At 45.8% G+C, this 17,434-nt stretch carries 15 protein-coding genes; 1 reads left to right on the top strand and 14 read right to left on the bottom strand.

The annotated features are described in order from the left end of the window. Nucleotides 1–85: 85 nt before the first annotated feature. From ABWW54_RS13770 to ABWW54_RS13755, 4 genes are read right to left on the bottom strand one after another with little or no spacing between them, the layout of a single operon-like run. Complete coding sequence (locus ABWW54_RS13770; RefSeq protein ID WP_353412944.1) at nucleotides 86–1,012, bottom strand: alpha/beta fold hydrolase; 927 nt, start codon at nucleotides 1,010–1,012, stop codon at nucleotides 86–88. Further along, nucleotides 1,009–1,722: an SDR family NAD(P)-dependent oxidoreductase gene (locus ABWW54_RS13765; RefSeq protein WP_353412943.1), complete on the bottom strand. Its 714-nt coding sequence runs from the start codon at nucleotides 1,720–1,722 to the stop codon at nucleotides 1,009–1,011. The genes ABWW54_RS13770 and ABWW54_RS13765 overlap by 4 nt, the downstream gene beginning before the upstream one ends. Next, nucleotides 1,719–2,489, bottom strand: coding sequence for a queuosine precursor transporter (locus tag ABWW54_RS13760; RefSeq protein ID WP_502907817.1), 771 nt, complete (start codon nucleotides 2,487–2,489; stop codon nucleotides 1,719–1,721). Before ABWW54_RS13760 ends, ABWW54_RS13765 begins: the two co-directional genes overlap by 4 nt. Continuing rightward, a complete protein-coding gene (locus ABWW54_RS13755; RefSeq protein WP_353412941.1) occupies nucleotides 2,479–2,988 on the bottom strand; it encodes a 6-pyruvoyl trahydropterin synthase family protein in 510 nt (169 codons plus the stop codon). Before ABWW54_RS13755 ends, ABWW54_RS13760 begins: the two co-directional genes overlap by 11 nt. Nucleotides 2,989–3,321: 333 nt before the next feature. Here ABWW54_RS13755 and ABWW54_RS13750 point away from each other — a divergent pair, with 333 nt between their 5' ends. Beyond that, a complete protein-coding gene (locus tag ABWW54_RS13750; protein WP_353412939.1) occupies nucleotides 3,322–5,070 on the top strand; it encodes an ABC transporter transmembrane domain-containing protein in 1,749 nt (582 codons plus the stop codon). Between the two features lie 70 nt (nucleotides 5,071–5,140). Here the strand turns inward: ABWW54_RS13750 and ABWW54_RS13745 are convergent, their stop codons facing one another. From ABWW54_RS13745 to ABWW54_RS13700, 10 genes are all read right to left on the bottom strand, one after another. Further along, nucleotides 5,141–7,003 carry a polysaccharide biosynthesis protein gene (locus ABWW54_RS13745; protein ID WP_353412938.1) on the bottom strand — a complete coding sequence of 621 codons (1,863 nt, stop codon included), beginning with the start codon at nucleotides 7,001–7,003 and terminating at the stop codon, nucleotides 5,141–5,143. Nucleotides 7,004–7,087: 84 nt separating this feature from the next. Further along, complete coding sequence (locus tag ABWW54_RS13740; RefSeq protein WP_353412937.1) at nucleotides 7,088–8,125, bottom strand: glycosyltransferase family 4 protein; 1,038 nt, start codon at nucleotides 8,123–8,125, stop codon at nucleotides 7,088–7,090. Further along, nucleotides 8,122–8,973: an NAD-dependent epimerase/dehydratase family protein gene (locus tag ABWW54_RS13735; RefSeq protein WP_353412935.1), complete on the bottom strand. Its 852-nt coding sequence runs from the start codon at nucleotides 8,971–8,973 to the stop codon at nucleotides 8,122–8,124. Before ABWW54_RS13735 ends, ABWW54_RS13740 begins: the two co-directional genes overlap by 4 nt. Beyond that, a complete protein-coding gene (locus ABWW54_RS13730; RefSeq protein ID WP_353412934.1) occupies nucleotides 8,970–9,860 on the bottom strand; it encodes a glycosyltransferase family 2 protein in 891 nt (296 codons plus the stop codon). Before ABWW54_RS13730 ends, ABWW54_RS13735 begins: the two co-directional genes overlap by 4 nt. A gap of 10 nt (nucleotides 9,861–9,870) precedes the next feature. Continuing rightward, nucleotides 9,871–10,842: a glycosyltransferase family 2 protein gene (locus ABWW54_RS13725; RefSeq protein WP_353412933.1), complete on the bottom strand. Its 972-nt coding sequence runs from the start codon at nucleotides 10,840–10,842 to the stop codon at nucleotides 9,871–9,873. 43 nt (nucleotides 10,843–10,885) lie between these two features. Next, the gene (locus ABWW54_RS13720) at nucleotides 10,886–11,845 is read right to left on the bottom strand and encodes a glycosyltransferase family 2 protein (protein WP_353412932.1); all 960 of its coding nucleotides are present in this window, start codon (nucleotides 11,843–11,845) and stop codon (nucleotides 10,886–10,888) included. A gap of 90 nt (nucleotides 11,846–11,935) precedes the next feature. Continuing rightward, complete coding sequence (locus tag ABWW54_RS13715) at nucleotides 11,936–13,963, bottom strand: glycosyltransferase family 2 protein (protein ID WP_353412930.1); 2,028 nt, start codon at nucleotides 13,961–13,963, stop codon at nucleotides 11,936–11,938. A 9-nt stretch (nucleotides 13,964–13,972) separates the two neighbouring features. Next, the gene (locus tag ABWW54_RS13710; RefSeq protein WP_353412928.1) at nucleotides 13,973–15,220 is read right to left on the bottom strand and encodes a class I SAM-dependent methyltransferase; all 1,248 of its coding nucleotides are present in this window, start codon (nucleotides 15,218–15,220) and stop codon (nucleotides 13,973–13,975) included. Then, nucleotides 15,217–16,620, bottom strand: coding sequence for an ABC transporter ATP-binding protein (locus tag ABWW54_RS13705; protein ID WP_353412926.1), 1,404 nt, complete (start codon nucleotides 16,618–16,620; stop codon nucleotides 15,217–15,219). The genes ABWW54_RS13710 and ABWW54_RS13705 overlap by 4 nt, the downstream gene beginning before the upstream one ends. After that, a complete protein-coding gene (locus ABWW54_RS13700) occupies nucleotides 16,610–17,401 on the bottom strand; it encodes an ABC transporter permease (RefSeq protein ID WP_353412925.1) in 792 nt (263 codons plus the stop codon). The genes ABWW54_RS13705 and ABWW54_RS13700 overlap by 11 nt, the downstream gene beginning before the upstream one ends. Nucleotides 17,402–17,434 lie beyond the last annotated feature (33 nt).

Below are 17,434 nucleotides of genomic sequence, written 5' to 3'. Positions count from 1 at the left end.
ACTTGAACGGTCACCACGACAAGCGGATTATAAGTGACAGCCCCTTAGTGGACAAATCGCTTAGAATGTAGTTTCTAGTGTTCGATCAATCGTAAAAAGGGCCAACACTGTCTAACCATAGCTCGGGGCTACCCAATTGGCAAAAATGTCCTGCGCCTTTCATTTCAGTCAGCAGAGAATCGGGGCAGATTTCCTCTTGCAGGTGTCTCGCCATTTCTATGGTTGCAACTTGGTCAGCATCCCCCCAGCAGAAATGCGTCGGGATAATTCGAGAAGCGATTTTTAGACTAGGAAGCCAGCGCGTTGACTCGAAACGTCGACGGTCGTTAAGGTAGCGAATCAAGTGGTGATTTTTCTTCTCACCACGTTGTAAACAGCAACTTTCCCACAATAATCGAACATCTTGCTCATCGAGAGCGTGTTCACCACTGGCGCCATGAGCGCTTAACACGGTCCTTTTGAAGGCGGCCGAACCTGCCAGAGAACTGATCGTAGGACCCAATGTTTTATTTAATAGTAATTTTTGCATAAGCCTAAGCTTGGCAAATCGGAGGACCATACTGCCATTGGTAAAAGTAACGCTGTTAATACCGCCTTGAATCCAATGCGGTAGTAGCTTATTCACTGAACGCGCCAACAATTCGGTGGCGACACTCGTGCCCATATCATGACAAATAATGTGCCCTCCCTGAACGCCCATTTGATGCCAAACGCTAAGCATTGCATCGGCCTGAGCGACAAGTGAGTAACTGTGGTCATCCTCAGGCTTGTCGCTAAACCCGTAACCTGGCAAATCTATCAACACTAATCGTTTGAACTGCCCCAATAGACCGTGAACCACCTTATGAAATGAAAAAGACGATTCTGGGAACCCGTGAATCAGCAAGCACGTGTCCTTACTCGATGCATGGCAATCTCCCAGATCTATCGCGAACACGTTACAGGCGAGAGGAGCAACCTGAAAATATTGCCCGAGTTTGTTCCAATGCTCTAATTCCGGGCTCAGCCTCATGTTTCAATTTGCCCTAAGTTAGCATCGATTACGGTGCCATTTATAACCGGCGTTCGAGCACAGAATAAAATCGTATCGGCTATTTCAGAAGGCTGGGCAAGGCGTTTATGAGCTATACCCTGTGTTATCTGTTGATAGATCTCAGGATTTGCACCTAAGTGCTCCCCTAACATCTCTGTCTCAGTGAAACCAGGGCAAACAGCAGCCGTGTGAATTAAAGTTCCCGCTAAGTCTTGACATGTGGCTCTCATTTGTCCAATAACGGCATGCTTCGAGATGACATACGCATAGGTGTTCTTAACGGCTTTTTTTCCTAAAGTAGAACTGACGTACAAAATGGACGAGCCCGGCTTCATAAATGGAATTAGCAGTGTGTTTAACTCTGCCGCTGCCACAACATTTAGCTGCATCACTGAGCGCAGACTGTCTCCCTCAATATCGACCACAGAGTCTTTAGTCATCATCGCTGCGTTGTGAAGGAGCACTACACTCTCCAGCTCGCCAAAGCGACGCACGCCATCAAGAACGTGTTTTTCGGATTTAGCCCTCCATTCAGGAGACGATAAATCCAGAGAGATATTATTCACACCAGCCAACTCACACGATGATCGAGATAAATTTAGTACCTCATACCCACTCTCAAGAAATTTTTTGGCCGCTGCCAAGCCAATGCCTTTACTTGCTCCAGTAACAATCAGTAGTTTCTTCACTGTGACCTCGCATCCGTCAGGCCCAAGTAAGGCCTAAGTTTCGCTATTAAAATATAGATAATCGGAGTATCCACCAATGCGGATACTAATTTAAACAGATAATTACTAATGAGAAGTCCTAATGCCACGGTTAACGTCATACTTCCCGCCATGACTGCGGCGCCAAACGTAACGCCTATCACCGTAATTGAGTCGACAAGCTGACTGACAATGGTACTTCCATTGTTTCTAAGCCAAAGATGTTTGCCGCCAGTTTTATTTTTAATCCAGTGAAATAGATAAACATCCACATACTGAGCAAACACGTAAGCTAGCATCGACGCGAACACAGCGCCTGATGTGTTCGCGTAAAGCAGATAGAAAAGCTCTACTGAACCCACCACTGTCTCGCCACTGGGTAGCCCCACTTCTTGGGCCAATTGTAACGTTTGCCAAGGCGGCTGGGCTATTGGGTCGACCGCTGGCAATGTATTGCCAAGCCACATCACCAGCAATATAAATCCATTCAATAACAAGCCAACCGACACCATGAAATTAGCGCGCGCCTTACCATAGAGTTCGCTAATCAAATCTGTGCACAAGAAAGTAAGAGGATACGCCAGCACGCCTATCGCCAGCTGCATTGGGCCAAGTTGAATAAATCTCGTGATTCCGATCACATTCAAAAGCGTCATGGCACACAGGAAAAATCCAGCAAGAACCAAAAACACTCTTTCGCGCCTTTCCTGGAGCTGGCTATCGGTGATAGCCAGATGATTATTTATCAAACGACGTCCCCCCTTTTTTCCATCTGGCAATTCCCCACTGATTAGGGCCGGATGATACTCTCATTTCGAATTCGGTAATCCCCAACTCGATTAAGCGACTTTCGTCGCCAACAACTTGGTCAAGCAAAAAGTGCGCGAGTGACTCAATAGTGACGTTCTTTACCGGAAGTAAGATCGTATCAGTTTTTAATAGCGGCTGAGTAATTCGATTGTGGGTAATAAAATGATACTGCTCATCACTTTCAATGTTCAAGTAAGGTGACTCCTCGGCAATCAAGGTGTATTCATCGTACCTTGCACACAGATCCTTGAGTATTTTTTTGAAAATTGCGTAGTCAAAAAGGAGACCGTTCTCATCCACTTCTCCCGTGATTTGAACTGCAATTCGCCAATTATGGCCGTGTAAGCGCTCCCGGTTGGTGGCGGAAAAAATAGTAAAGTGAGCAGCGGAAAAGTGTAGGTATGACTTTTCGATGTCAATGGATGCTAATTGAGCCATAAATTCGATAAACCAGTAGGCTTAAGAGATTATTTGATTGGCTATTATAATCAAGTAAGCGCAATAGTGTTGCGAAGAGCAAAAATTGATCCCGCCTATATTTAGGCACTAGTAAGGACGACAATCCTTACCCCCTCTACTCTAAGCATTTCAGATCTATGGAACCTCAACGCACTTTAATTTCAGCCCGCCTCTTGAATAACCACTCAAAGGACGCACCTCAATGATAGAAAATAAGCCTTTTTTCTTACTTGTGCAGAGGTCAACTCAAGATCAAACCATAAGACTTTATTAGGCTTCACCTCACAATGATGCGTTAGCAACTCCGGAATTATGGAAGTAAAAAACCGAACTGTCCTACTAAAACTGCTCTCTTTTTTAGCGGCATACAAGAAGACGCTGTTTGCAGCATCCGTCGCCTTGATTTTTACCGCCGGCGTAACGTTAGCTCTTGGCCAAGGCGTTCGAATACTGATTGACGACGGTTTTGTGGCCGGGTCGCCTGAAAAACTCAATCAAGCAGCGTTGTTTATCATTGCTTTAGCTCTACTGATGTCCGTCGGGACATTCATGCGTTTCTATTTGGTCTCCTGGCTCGGAGAACGCGTTTCTGCGGACATTCGACTAACTGTCTTCAACCACCTTTTAACCTTGCACCCGAACTACTTTGAGGAGAACCGCAGTGGCGAAATAATGTCTCGTCTAACAACGGACACCACACTACTGCAGACGGTGATCGGGTCATCTGCGTCGATGGCTTTGCGTTCATTTTTAACGTTCATTGGCGGTTTGATTTTATTGTTGGTGACCAACCTAAAACTCAGTTTAATGGTCCTCATGGGCGTTCCTTTAGTATTAATCCCAATAATGTTATTTGGGCGACGAGTGAGAACTCTCTCACGCAAAAGCCAAGACAGCATCGCTGAGGTTGGCACGCACGCAGGCGAGATCATTCAGCAAATTAAAACGGTTCAAAGTTACACTCAGGAACCTAGGGAAAGCGCCGCTTTTCGACGCTACGTTGAGGGGGCTTTCGATGTGGCAAAAAGTCGCATTACTCAACGAGCCACACTCATTGCGGTGGTTATCACGCTCATTTTTAGTGCGATAGCCACTATGCTTTGGGTTGGAGGCAATGACGTGCTTAATGGCACTATGAGCGCGGGTGATCTGGGCGCTTTTGTCTTCTACGCGATCATTGTCGCTGGATCCGTTGCTACTATTTCTGAGGTAATAGGCGATGTACAGCGGGCCGTCGGTGCCGCAGAGCGTTTATTTGAATTGTTGAGTATAGAAAGCCTAATTACGTCACCTTCTCAAGCAAGCTCAACGGCAGGAAATGCGCCCACTATGCAGCTTAAGGACGTTACTTTTCACTACCCATCTCGTCCTGATCTGCCGGCTCTGGAAAACCTGGATTTAACAATTCCCGAAGGAAAAAGCCTAGCCTTAGTGGGCCCTTCTGGCGCCGGAAAGTCCACCGTTTTTGAACTAATCCAACGCTTTTATGACCCCCAAAGCGGCACCATTACCTACGATGGCACCGATATCAGAGACTTGTCGCCGCAAGATTTACGCTCAAGAGTGGCCGTCGTTGCACAACAACCCACGCTTTTCAGCGCAGATGTGATGCACAATATTCGCTATGGCAACCCAGATGCCTCTGATGAACAAGTGTATGCCGCCGCTGAAGCAGCGAACGCTCATGACTTTATTAATGACCTACCTGATGGCTATCACAGTTATCTGGGTGAGCATGGAGTCAGGCTTTCCGGCGGTCAAAAACAAAGAATTGCAATCGCAAGAGCCATACTAAAAGACCCAAGCATCTTACTTTTAGATGAAGCCACATCGGCTCTGGATGCGGAAAGCGAACACCGAGTTCAATCGGCACTTGAACACCTGATGAAAGGCAGAACAACGATCATTATCGCTCATCGCTTAGCCACCATCAGGCAAGCCGATCAAATAGCGGTGCTAGAAAACGGTAAGTTACTCGCCCAAGGGCGCCACAACGAACTACTAGAGCAGAGTCCATTGTACCGCCGACTTTCTGAGCTTCAATTTCAAAAAGCCAGCTAGATTAACAAGCTATCAAGCATTAAATACCGATCAGTCAAACGCTGAATGACGTCTCAAAAATACTAGAAAGTTAAGCTGAAAGCTGTTTAGTAACTTTTGCGATTGAACTGTACTCCGGCACTAATTCTTCGAGACAATGAGATAAACTTTCATCGAATGTGTCTAGCTTTATTTGTATCTGATCAAACACCGCGTTGACTTTATCTGGCTCTACAAAGCGAGTCGCGGCCAACTGAATTTTTTCATACTCAGTATCCGAGAGGCTCTCGTCAGTATGAAATAATTCCTCGTGTAATTTTTCACCTTTTCTAAGCCCCGTGTAGACAATCTTGATGTCTTCGTGTGGTTCCATGCCAGATAAACGAACCAGCTTTTCGGCAAGCTCTGAAATCAACACAGGCTGCCCCATTTCCAGTACGTAAATACGACCATCTTCGCCCATCGCACTGGCTTCAAGGATTAGCTGTGTCGCTTCAGTGATGGTCATGAAATAGCGCGTCATTTCAGGGTGAGTAACCGTGACGGGGCCGCCTTTTTTAATTTGTTTTTGAAATTTAGGAACCACGCTGCCGGCAGAGCCAAGTACATTCCCAAATCGCACTGTAATAAATTTCGTCTGGCTCTGACTCGCTAGTTGCTGACAATAAATTTCCGCCACCCGTTTACAAGCCCCCATAAGGCTGCTTGGATTTACCGCTTTATCAGTAGAGATGAGAACAAATTTTTCAGCCCCAAACTTATGCGCCAAATCGGCGATATTTTTAGTGCCCATGGCATTATTTTTGACTACCTCTCTGACTTGCCCTTCGAGTAGAGGCACGTGCTTGTAAGCAGCAGCATGAAAAACAGCGGCAGGAGTAAAACGTTGAAAAACATTCAACGTGGCTGCCGAGTCACAAATATCACCCAAGACAGCGGTAATTTTACTGTCTGGGAAACGTTCGGACATTTCTTCTTGAATACGATACAAATTGTATTCACTTTGGTCGAATAGCACCAAGTGAGCTGAGCACACGGATGCTAATTGACGGCACAATTCTGACCCAATAGAACCACCCGCACCGGTGACTAGTACCGTTTTATCACACAAGCTGTGCTTAATTCGATGCCAATCGAGCTTGACCGGATCGCGCCCGAGTAAGTCGTCAATCCTGACTTCCCTAAGATCAGACAATCGAACTCGCCCGCTCACCAACTCATGAGCTCCAGGCAAGGTTCGAAACTCAACACCCGAGGCCTCACATATGCCCACTAGACGTTGCATTTGATCTTCATTTGCCGAAGGGACGGCTATCAACACCAAATCTATGTCCCATCGATAAATTAGGTCTTGCAGGACATCGGGAGAAGCAACCACTGGAATCCGATGAATTTGCCGGCCAATTTTATGTGGATCATCATCCAAGAAGGCAACGATGTTATATCGATTAGGATGGTTTCTCGTTAAGTCTCTTAGCAGCTGTTCTCCGGCTGCACCAGCGCCAAATATGACAACTTTACGACCAGAACGCGTAGAGAAATGTCTATCCTTATACAGGCGGTACAACAATCTCGAACCGGCCATAATCGTTAATAGCACCAGCGCATAAAGAATAAAAACCGACCTCGGAACGTAGGTCAATCGGTCTGCAACTAAAAACAACGTCAACGCCACCGCGGCGGTACCAATAGAGACAGATCTAACAATTAGCGACAGGTCAGGTAATGACACAAACCGCCACTCTCCTCTATGCACGCCCATAAACAAATTGACCACGATCTGTACCGTAATCACAACAGGCAACGCATAGATAGCGCTGGTCAGAAAAATATCTGGAATAACTTCTAAGTTATAGCGTAACCAATAAGCCAGCAACCAAGCAGCTGGTATCGCAAGCAGATCATGCAAGACGATTCTCCATCGATACAGGAGTGTTGTTAAAGCTCTAATCATTACTGTGTGCCACAACCAAATATATACATTTCTTCGATATGAAGTTTAGGACCAACCCTAATTTCAGATACACGCTATTGAGCATTACAACTCCTTAGCGTCAGCTCCGCGCTCTTGCCTCTTCACCAAACAGGCTGCCAACATCAGCAATGCAAGAACTGATATCACTAATAGAGCAATAATATCACGGTATAGAATACTGAGCGTGGCAATCAAAGCACATAACACCATCAATATTATTGCCACAAACACAACCTTACTATGCTCTAATCCAGCTAATCCAGCACGTTGATAAAAATGTGATCGATGTGGAAGCCAAAAAGGCTCACCTTTTCGGACTCTATTCAAAATAGTAAACGTCGCGTCGGAAACAAACACACTGAAAACCAATATCAAGCTCAAAATGGGTATATTGTGCCTATTTTCAGCAATAACGATCAGGGTAGCGAACACTCCGCCCAGAGTAATACTCCCAACATCGCCCATGAAAATTTTAGCTGGCTGCCAATTCCACAATAAAAATCCATAGCTAGAGGAAGCTATAGCACCGCATAAAATCGCAAGCTCATGGTCTCCCAAATAGAGAAACCACCCCCCTAGAGTTAGGCTGCCAACGATGGCCTGAGAACACGCAAGCCCGTCCATACCATCCATGAAGTTATACAAATTAGCCATCCAAACAATGCCTATCACAGTCAGGATGGGGCCAGCCCACAATAACTCAACTCGTAGAAAAGATCCGACCCAGCCAAACATTGCCACGGAGAAAACCCCAATTACCCCTTGCACAATAAACCGCAATTTTGGACTGAGATCTAATTTATCATCACACCAACTTAAGAGCGCCCATGAAAATACACAAGCCATCAGCGCTAGGAAAAATGTGGGGCGAGACGTGGTCGCGGCTAAACCAAGAAGTGTGATGATAATGATAGCGACAATGACCAAGCCCCCACCGCGAGGCACTTCACCTTTATGCATACTTCGATCATTTGGCCTATCAACGATGTCGTTACGAATCAGATAATCGATTAAGTATCGGATACCACACCAGCTTGTGATAAAGCCCAACAAAGCCACAACCACAATCATGATGATGTGTATCGACAACGGATCGTTCATGGAAGATCTCTGTTTGGGTTTACTAAAAATGCTTGGGGATGGTATGAAAAGTCTTTTTCAGCGGCCTCGTTTGAATAGGATAGATCTTGATTCATTCTATCCGCCATTTCAGGCGTGTAATCAAAGACCTTAAACCAGCGAGCTGCTCTCAACGCTATTCGTAAAAACCAAAGCGGGACCAAAATAAACTTGGCTCGGCGATTTAATCCTGAAAAGATTCTCTTAACCATTTCTCTGTATGTCAACGCCTCTCCCCCCGCTAAATTATAGGTCTTACCGAAACACGCGCGATTATCTCTAACGGCCAACATAGCGAAAACCAAATCGTCCGCATGGACAGGCTGGCGTAACCCATACGCGCCCCCAATTAACACCATGAACCCGCGCCGCTTAATGAATCTTGCTATGTGCGACACATTTTGATCTTGCCCATATCCATAAATCATACTTGGCCTTAGTATCGTCAACTGAACCTCATGCTCGGAACAAAATCTCTTTAAGTCTGATTCTGCCTCACTTAACCGTGATACGAGACACTGTTCTTCAGGGCTACTCGATTCTCGTTTACTAATGACGCTGGTTGAACTGAAAGCAACCACCCGGCGTACTCCTCTGTCGTACAAGACGGGTAAATGTCTTGGTAAAAGCCAGATTGGTGCACAATGAAGCAACTCGGTACAGCCAATTAAACCGGCTCGTTGTTCAGCATTGAGGTCTGAGCCTAAATCCCATTGAAGATGATTTTCGAGCTGCTTTCGTGACACACTCAAATAATTCGTGTTTAGCTCAGCCAACTTTAAAACAAGAGGTCGGCCGACAACGCCATTGGCACCAGTAACCAATATCATGACCGATTAAACACTCCCAATCCTGACTTGATCAACGACCCAACGGCCTTTGCAGAAAAACTCAACAGTATGCCCAGTTTAATCGAATATCGAACAGGCCATGCGTAGTCATCATGATAAAACTTATCGAAAAAACGAATCATACCCTTGTGTAAGGTCCACATCACGCCAAGCGGGCGGCTCTTAGTACTCACCCCTTTGGCATGCACAACCTCAGCGGCCGGAACGAAACCAACCTGCAAACCTGCCAACGCAAATCGCTTGCACCAATCAAGGTCTTCACAATGCATAAAGTACCCTTCATCCAGGAAACCTACTTCTGTCAATGCATCTCGCTTGACGACCATAAAGGCCCCTGAAATGGCTTCGACGGCCTGCGGCGACTCGCTCGGCTCTACGTTTTCCCCGTAATCAAAATCTGCGAACATAGCACTATTCGGAAAGATTCTATTCAGCATAAGCATCCTCACCAACGCAGACCAAGGCGTCGGAAACCGACGACGGCAGGTCTTTTGCAGAGATCCATCTTCATTGAGAATTCGACAACTGGCAATTCCAATGGCGTCGTTGTCACTGAAGGCTTGGATTATTTGCCTCAATGCGCCCTCGGTCAACTCGCAGTCAGGATTCATCAGGACAACGTAATCATGATCTACTGACTTCAACACTTGATTATTGGCGGCTGCAAAACCAACATTCTCGTTATTATAAATCCATTCAACGCGCTCAGACGCGATGTTGCGCTGGGCATTTTCCATACTTAGATCACTGGAGTCATTATCCACCACTGAAATTGATGCATCGCTATGCGCAAGTGCGGAAGCGATAGACCGCTGCAACCAATCACCGGAATTATAATTAACGATAATAATGTGCGTTGTTAACATCGATGGTTGCCTAATTATGGGGTTCCGAAAAGTCCGTTCTTCCGGATTTTCCGCTAAAACCATGCCATGCCCCAAGAAACATCATCTTCAAATTAGCCCAACGAGGAGTCCTCAATAGGCCGAACATAACAAAAATCATCGCAAGCCGTTGCAGATCATTCCACTTCCAGAGCGATGAGGCGTATCGCCGTCGATACAAACAGACACTGTTTCTAAAAATATAATAATAACGAAACGGCTTATGTTGAGGAACGTTTCGCTCACGCCCGCCCACTTTGACTCGATGAGTTTGCTCTCCTAGACCATGGCTCATGCGTGCTTCGCTCGCACCAAACGCCTGATAACCTTTACTTGCCGCTCTTAGAAACCACTCGGTATCAACATGGTCAATGAACAGGCTTTCATCCATCCGTCCAACCAAATGCAATGTATCAATACTGAACAAGCTACCGGACGATATTAAAAAATCGGCCGGTACGATGGGCCTCAAAGCGTACTCACGCTGAAACTTTAGCCAACCAAATCGAACAAAGAACGATTCGCTATTATTCTGACTATTAAGATAACAAGCGCCAACAGCACTCACCTTAGCCTCTTTAGACTTCTCTTGATGAACAACAATCAGTTTTTGCACCATAGAATCAAGCGGAACGCTGTCTTGGTCGAGTATCAATAGATACGGGCAACCGGCTTGCTCACAAAAGTCGATACCCTGATTATGCGCAGCACCAAGCCCCAAATTCTCGACATTACAAATTAGATTGACGTCAAATCCAGCGTCAATAATATTGACCTGATTTGAGGAACCATTATCTACAATCAGAATCTCGCATTCCTGAGACTTTAAGACGCTGACGAGGTTTGACAGTGCCGAAAGATCAGGATTAAACGTGACTATCACCGCCAACACTTGCCGTGAACTATCTGATGACGTTGAAACCTCCTTCGTCGAACGGTCTTTGACGGCACTCGTTTTTGTCATGGTCGGTATCAAATGTCACGCAATCGGCGAAGCCTAAGGTGACTCAGGTGATTTCGTTAGCGTCAATCCCAACCGTTCGTCGGACGTGATAAATTGGCTTATTCTGACTTTCGTAATAGGTTCGCGTCTGCATCTCGCCTATCAATCCAAATAAGATAAACTGAACCCCAATTACAATAAGCAAAAAGGCAAAAATAAGAAGCGGCCTGTCGCCCAAAGGAACGCCAAAAAACAACCTTTCTACCGTTAAATACGTAAGCATCAAACCGCCAACGCCTCCTAGAGCCAGCCCAGGCATGCCAAAGAAATGCAAAGGCCTAGCATGGTAACGAAGCAAGAACTTCACCGTAATTAAATCCAGAACCACTCTGAATGTTCTGGATATTCCATATTTAGATTCACCGGCTGTACGCGCCCGATGATTCACTTTCACTTCGGCAATTTTCGCTCCAACACCGCTGGCAACGGCTGGAATAAATCGGTGCATCTCACCATATAGAGTGACACGTTTGGCTAACTCCTTGCGCATTGCTTTCAAGGTACAACCATAATCATGCAAGCTGACATCGGTTATTTTCGAGATCAATCGATTCGCCAGCATAGATGGCAGCTTACGGGATAGGTAAGTATCTTGACGGTCAAAACGCCAACCGCACGCCATATCATACCCTTCCTCGATTTTAGCCACCATCTTAGGAATGTCAGCTGGATCATTTTGTCGGTCAGCATCTAAGGTAACCACAATATCACCTTCAGCGTAGTCTAGGCCTGCCACCATGGCGGCGGTCTGCCCAAAGTTGCGGCGAAAGCTCACTACTTTAATTTGAGGCATTTCACTGCGAAAGTCCTCTAATACCTTAACCCCGCCGTCGGTGCTTCCATCATCGATAAAAAGAACTTCGTAGCTCTTATCAGTGGTGTCCATTGCACCCTTTATCTCTTCGCACAATGGCTTTAAATTTGGTTCTTCATTCAAAAATGGAATGACAATTGAAACGTCCATCGGATTACCCTGATTTAGCTGAAATAAGTTTTATTAAAGGCGAATACGCCATTTTCATGTTGATCGGCGAATTATACGAGATTCGACGCGCTATTGCTCGGAGAGATAAATCAATTGATCTGATTGCTCAGCTTCAACCTTTGGGTAAACCCCTTCGTCACCCACTCTAAGGTGCTTACTGTAGTACTTATCGACAAAGCCTTTCGTTTTCCAACGGCTTTGCAGTGTCCCTAATTCTCGGAAATACCGCTCCACATGCGGCGCCGACATATCGTCTCCGCGGCTCACCGATTCGTGGTGATACAAAATCGCTTCAGGAGTCCAAATTACGTCTTTACCGCTTGCTTCGACCTTAAGACAATAGTCTATATCGTTATACGCAACTTTAAACGCTTGGGCATCCAACCCTCCAATCTTCTCAAACAGATCTCTCGGCGTAATCAAACAAGCCGCCGTCACCGCCATCATATTCTGAGTGGCCAAGCAACGCATCTGATAACCCGGCGATTGCCCGTCTTCTAAGCGATGAATATGCCCTGCCGCGTTCCCCATGCCTATTGTAACGCCGGCGTGCTGTACGCGTCCGTCTGAGAACAAGAGCTTCGCTCCGACAATACCCACTTCAGGTTGCTGAGCCCATCCCATCATTTGAGTCAACCAATCACCCTTAATGACCTCAATATCGTTGTTAATCAAGCCCACATATTTGGAATCACCATGCTCGACCGCAAAATTATTAATCGCTGAGTAATTAAATTCCCCAGGATAGGTAACGACGGTCACTCTAGGGTCTTTTTCGATCAATTTGAAATAGTCAAACGTTTCAGACTTCTCACTGCCGTTATCGACAACAATAACCTTGAAATTACGATATTCGGTCTTCTCAAGGATTCCATCAATACAGGGCTTGAGCACAGATAACCCGTCACGTGTGGGAATGACCAAGTCAACCGAAGGTCCTTCATTGGCGTCTGGCGCCGCAACCAGAACATTGTAATTATGTCGGCGCAGCCATTGCATACCAGGCCACGCAGACTCACTCGACCTCGGTTCAGGCGTGAGCTCCTCGGTTACCCTATCGCTTCGAAACAACGCCTCAGGAATATGCATCACTTTAGATCGGTCTTTAAACAACTCCAATGCCAGGAAGTAGCGGTGCTCATCATTTAATAATTCGGAAAGTAATCTACCTGAGACGGCGTCAATTGAGTAAAGCGTGCTGGCTCCTAGATAATTAAAACAAGCTAAATAGACCCGGCTCGGTTGTGGCTTAAACACAGGAGGCAAGGGGGCACTTATCTGCGTCTGACCTTCTATCTCATTAGCAATATCTCTGGGTGCATAGTCATGATCCGTGTAGATTAAATCAGGTGATTCAGGTGCCTTTTTTATCGCTCGCTTAAGCATTAGGATGGCGGCCGGTTGAAGGATTTCGGACTTTCGCAATGGCAAAATGTAATCTGCGTTTTGCGGAATAACGTTATCTTCATTCAGGCAGAGAATCCAATCTGGACTGATTATTTGTAGGTCAAGTGACTCTCGCTGGCATTGATCTTCGATTAGAACTGCAATTTTGGCGCTCCCTACAAATGGAGCAAAGAGTCGTGGGCTAAAGCCTTTAAAACGATTCCATGAACTGACATTTTCAAGATAGTGTTGTGTGCCTGCATCCGGTGCATAGAATCGTAAAAGACTGTTTGACCGTTCAAACGGCGCCTGAAACTGGAGCGCAATCATTTTCAGGGCTGAGCGTATACTAAAAAAGTCACGTAAATAACGAGCGCAAATCAGCCATGTTCGACATCGAGCTTCGATGTTCGACACACGAGCCAAACGTTCAAAATTTATAGAGCGGCTATGCGCAGTTAAATTGCCTTCAGGCAAATAAAACATCATCCGATTTCTGCCAGCGTGTACACCAACTAAATGTCTACTGACTTCTTTACCTTCATCGTTGGTGACCACCAAACGAGGCAAATGGTCTAAGGTTCCCGGAACGGTGAATTCACAAACGTACCACCCAGTCCGTATTTCGACTGGTATCTTCAAAAAATCGACCTTGGACCACGTTGCTTCTAGCTTGTTATTCAATTTAACAAGCGTTTTTAAAATATTCATAAAAACGGATCAAAGTGTGTTTTTTCGAAGCAAGCGCCGTAGACCATTTAAGATCCTCCAACCAATCGAGTTACTCATTAACTGCACTTTATTTTCCAAATTTGTTGAATGAGTCTGTAGCTGGGTAATTTGAGCGTTAAGATGCTCAACAAGCTTCACATCTTGCTCTCTCATCACCTCTACAGGCTTTGGTTCAGAAGGTAGATCATAGGTCAATTGGGGGATATCAAACGACGTACAAGTCTTTTTAACCATCTTTTGTAATGCATTCTCACCGCTGCCCAACAACCATAAAAAGGAATTACTGTGTTCTGGCAAAGTGCCCGCCTGCAGTAGAGACTCCCATAAGCGGTGCTCATTTTCTCCTAAAGAAAACGGGCGATTATAATCTCGCGACGTCACCTCTTTTAGCGCGTTACCGACTTGCTCGTCATCGCACGACTCGTGCATGACCAAATGAGGAATTTTGTAGTCTGGGAAGGGCAATAAAAGAGAATGATTATCAAAACCGGCGTCGCGAATATAGGTCAGCCAATCGTGCTTACTGTATGTTTTGATCCCAGTTGAATTAGGATAATTATCCAATCCAATGAACGGAACAGCATAATGATCTTCGTTGGCGCCGAGCGCGTACTTCATTCCTAAACGATTTTCGATCGCAACTAAAACAACGCCGTTCTCGGTACACGCTGCTTTGCCCATAGCCAATAGGTCATGTAACGCCTCTTCATCTGTCTCGGCAGACGAAAATCGACCCGCGTATTCGGTGACGCCAACAAACAACACCAAGTCATACTCATCTTTCGGAAGCTCAATATCATTAAAATTCGCGCTGCAAATTTCAACGTTATCCAAATCACGACATCTCTTTTTAGCTAAGGCCGCGCGAACAGGACTACCCTCGATTGCATCCACCCGCATGCCCTCCTGCTCTCCAAGGTAACGCGTAATTGAACCACAACCACACCCTAACTCTAGTACCCGAGTCACGCCATCAAGGTTCAGAGCGCGCAGTAAATTAGCTCTGGTGGATGACAAATGGTATTCAGTAGGCCAATCTACAATGTGCTTTTGAAGTTCAGTCGACTCGCTGCTCAGGTCTTGTGCGACCTCGAGAATGTCATCTAGCATCCGCTCAGAACTTTCACCATCAGAGTAATTAAAATCGCGCGCATCACTGGATCGCTGATAAACACCTTGAGAGTTCTCAACAAACTCGTTATAAGCGGCTACTGAGATCGAATTTCGACTCATCATTTACTCTCTTCGGACTCACCGTCCGTGTTATCGATTAACGCAAGTTCTCCATTCAGATCTACCACGCCAAAGGCATCTAGAGTTTCGCTAACATGAATGTGAATCATGTCGTAACGTCGATCAATGGCAATGTTGTCTTTGACGCTGTGATCCTGAGCCACACCCAGTGAAACGAAATAGTCTCCGGCAAGCAGATTCAGGGTTAATTTAAATTCTAGTGACACTAGATCTCCCGCCTTCTGGGAGGTAGCCAAATTTCCTTTCAGTCGAGAATTAGTCCCGTAAATCTGATTACCGTCATTCATTTTGACGGTAATGCCGTAAATCAAATCATCAATGTCGTGCTCAAACAAAACCGACGCACGCACGACCATCTCATCTCCGCGCTGCATAAGACCGCTGGTTATGGCGCCGTTTTGTAGCACCTCGTAATTACATATCTTTGCACGAGCGTCGCCCCAACGGTGTTCGTTCACATTGTAAGTAGGTTGAGAAACGCAATTATCGACGGTTGGGTCAAATTCAACACTGTAGGATTGGGCATCAATCGATATCGACTCTTTAACGACGGCATCAGACTCAAACATCATTTCCAAATAGGCTTGTACAACCTGTTTGGGTGAGCCCGTTAACTTAAGCTCGCCGCCATCGAGCATGATCGCTCTATCACAATACTTTAATACGCTTTCAGTTGAATGGGTTACAAACAAAATTGACACCCCTTGTTCTTTCAATTGGTCCAGTCGGCGAAAGCACTTCTGTTGAAACCGCACATCACCCACCGCCAACGCTTCATCGACAATAAGTATGTCGGGATTCATGTTGATTGCCACGGCAAATGCAAGCCTAACGAACATACCACTCGAATAGGTTTTAACGGGGCGATGCAAAAACTCTCCGAGCCCACAAAATTCAACGATATCAGGAAGCTTTTCATGAAACTCATCGCGCGTAAGCCCCATAATGGAAGCGTTAAGCCGAGCGTTTTCCATTCCCGTAAACTCAGGGTTAAATCCGGCGCCTAATTCTAAAAGAGCGGAGATACGGCCATGAGTCTGGAATTCACCAGAAGTCGCCTGCAAGATCCCAGCGATAATCTGCAATAACGTGGATTTTCCAGATCCATTTTTTCCGACAATGCCCACGGTCTCGCCTTTACGAACAACCAAATCCACGCCTTTCAAAGCCCAGAACTCTTGATAATATTGCTTATCGCTATTAAAGCTCTGCCATAGTCGGTGAATTGGTTTTTTATAGGTTTGATAACATTTCGTGACTTGGGAAACGTTGATCACAGGCTCAGAATCCGCAAACTTACTCACGGCAGAGTTGGACTCTCCAAACGACCTCGCCTCGATGTTTTTTGGGTTCTCGACGGGGCCTAATTTACTAGATGACATCAGCAAAGCCCTCTCGAGTTCGTTTAAAAAACCATTGCCCGACAAAAAGCATTAGGAAGGCAAAAAACGTGTATATTCCAAGGTCAGTCCAATTCGGCATTTGACCAAGTAAAACAACGGCTCTAAATTGCTCGACCACCACCGTTAACGGATTCAACCAATAAACATACGGCTGCATCGGTTCTGGGATCAGACTCAGCGGATACACAATCGGCCCCATGAATAATAATACGGTCATGAACACACCCATGACTTGACCGAGATCCCTCACGTAAACACCCAGCACCGATATGAACCACGAGGCACCCAGCAAAAATATCGCAAGAGGGGCCAAAACCACGGGCACGAGTAGTATGGTCCAATAGAGCTGGTTTCCCGTAAGCAGATTGATTGCAACCAAAATAATCAGCCCGAGTAACAAATGAAACAGAGCGTTAGCTAAGCTAACCACGCTCAGAATTTCCAGCGGGAACACCACCTTTTTCACGTATTGAGAATTACCGGTAATCAACCCAACCGCGCCGACCATTACTTCGGCCAATAAGGTGTGGCAAAGCAGGCCTGCAAACAAAATCACCCCAAAAGCCAAATTATCTTGACCCGCAACCCCCCATTTTGCCTTCATGACGAAGCCAAACACAAAGGTGTAGACCATCAACATTAGAATGGGGTACACAAATGCCCAAAGAAAACCAAGTTGGGACCCACGATAACGTTGTTGTATGTCACGCTTTAACATCTGCAAAAACAGATACTTGTGACTTAATAGATCGGATAACATAATTGAATCTAATGGGAATACGGTTGTATTCTA

Origin of the sequence: Arenicella sp. 4NH20-0111, assembly GCF_040366405.1 — a bacterium.
In the GTDB taxonomy this organism is placed as follows: Bacteria; Pseudomonadota; Gammaproteobacteria; order Arenicellales; family Arenicellaceae; genus Arenicella.
This window is presented reverse-complemented; position numbering and strand designations above follow the sequence as displayed.

Excerpts from the sequence above, each read along its gene's own strand:
- ABWW54_RS13770 (WP_353412944.1), bottom strand. The coding sequence starts at position 1,012 with ATGAGGCTGAGCCCGGAATTAGAGCATTGGAACAAACTCGGGCAATAT.
- ABWW54_RS13755 (WP_353412941.1), bottom strand. The coding sequence starts at position 2,988 with ATGGCTCAATTAGCATCCATTGACATCGAAAAGTCATACCTACACTTT.
- ABWW54_RS13750 (WP_353412939.1), top strand. The coding sequence starts at position 3,322 with ATGGAAGTAAAAAACCGAACTGTCCTACTAAAACTGCTCTCTTTTTTA.
- ABWW54_RS13745 (WP_353412938.1), bottom strand. The coding sequence starts at position 7,003 with ATGATTAGAGCTTTAACAACACTCCTGTATCGATGGAGAATCGTCTTG.
- ABWW54_RS13740 (WP_353412937.1), bottom strand. The coding sequence starts at position 8,125 with ATGAACGATCCGTTGTCGATACACATCATCATGATTGTGGTTGTGGCT.
- ABWW54_RS13735 (WP_353412935.1), bottom strand. The coding sequence starts at position 8,973 with ATGATATTGGTTACTGGTGCCAATGGCGTTGTCGGCCGACCTCTTGTT.
- ABWW54_RS13730 (WP_353412934.1), bottom strand. The coding sequence starts at position 9,860 with ATGTTAACAACGCACATTATTATCGTTAATTATAATTCCGGTGATTGG.
- ABWW54_RS13725 (WP_353412933.1), bottom strand. The coding sequence starts at position 10,842 with ATGACAAAAACGAGTGCCGTCAAAGACCGTTCGACGAAGGAGGTTTCA.
- ABWW54_RS13720 (WP_353412932.1), bottom strand. The coding sequence starts at position 11,845 with ATGGACGTTTCAATTGTCATTCCATTTTTGAATGAAGAACCAAATTTA.
- ABWW54_RS13715 (WP_353412930.1), bottom strand. The coding sequence starts at position 13,963 with ATGAATATTTTAAAAACGCTTGTTAAATTGAATAACAAGCTAGAAGCA.
- ABWW54_RS13710 (WP_353412928.1), bottom strand. The coding sequence starts at position 15,220 with ATGATGAGTCGAAATTCGATCTCAGTAGCCGCTTATAACGAGTTTGTT.
- ABWW54_RS13705 (WP_353412926.1), bottom strand. The coding sequence starts at position 16,620 with ATGTCATCTAGTAAATTAGGCCCCGTCGAGAACCCAAAAAACATCGAG.
- ABWW54_RS13700 (WP_353412925.1), bottom strand. The coding sequence starts at position 17,401 with ATGTTATCCGATCTATTAAGTCACAAGTATCTGTTTTTGCAGATGTTA.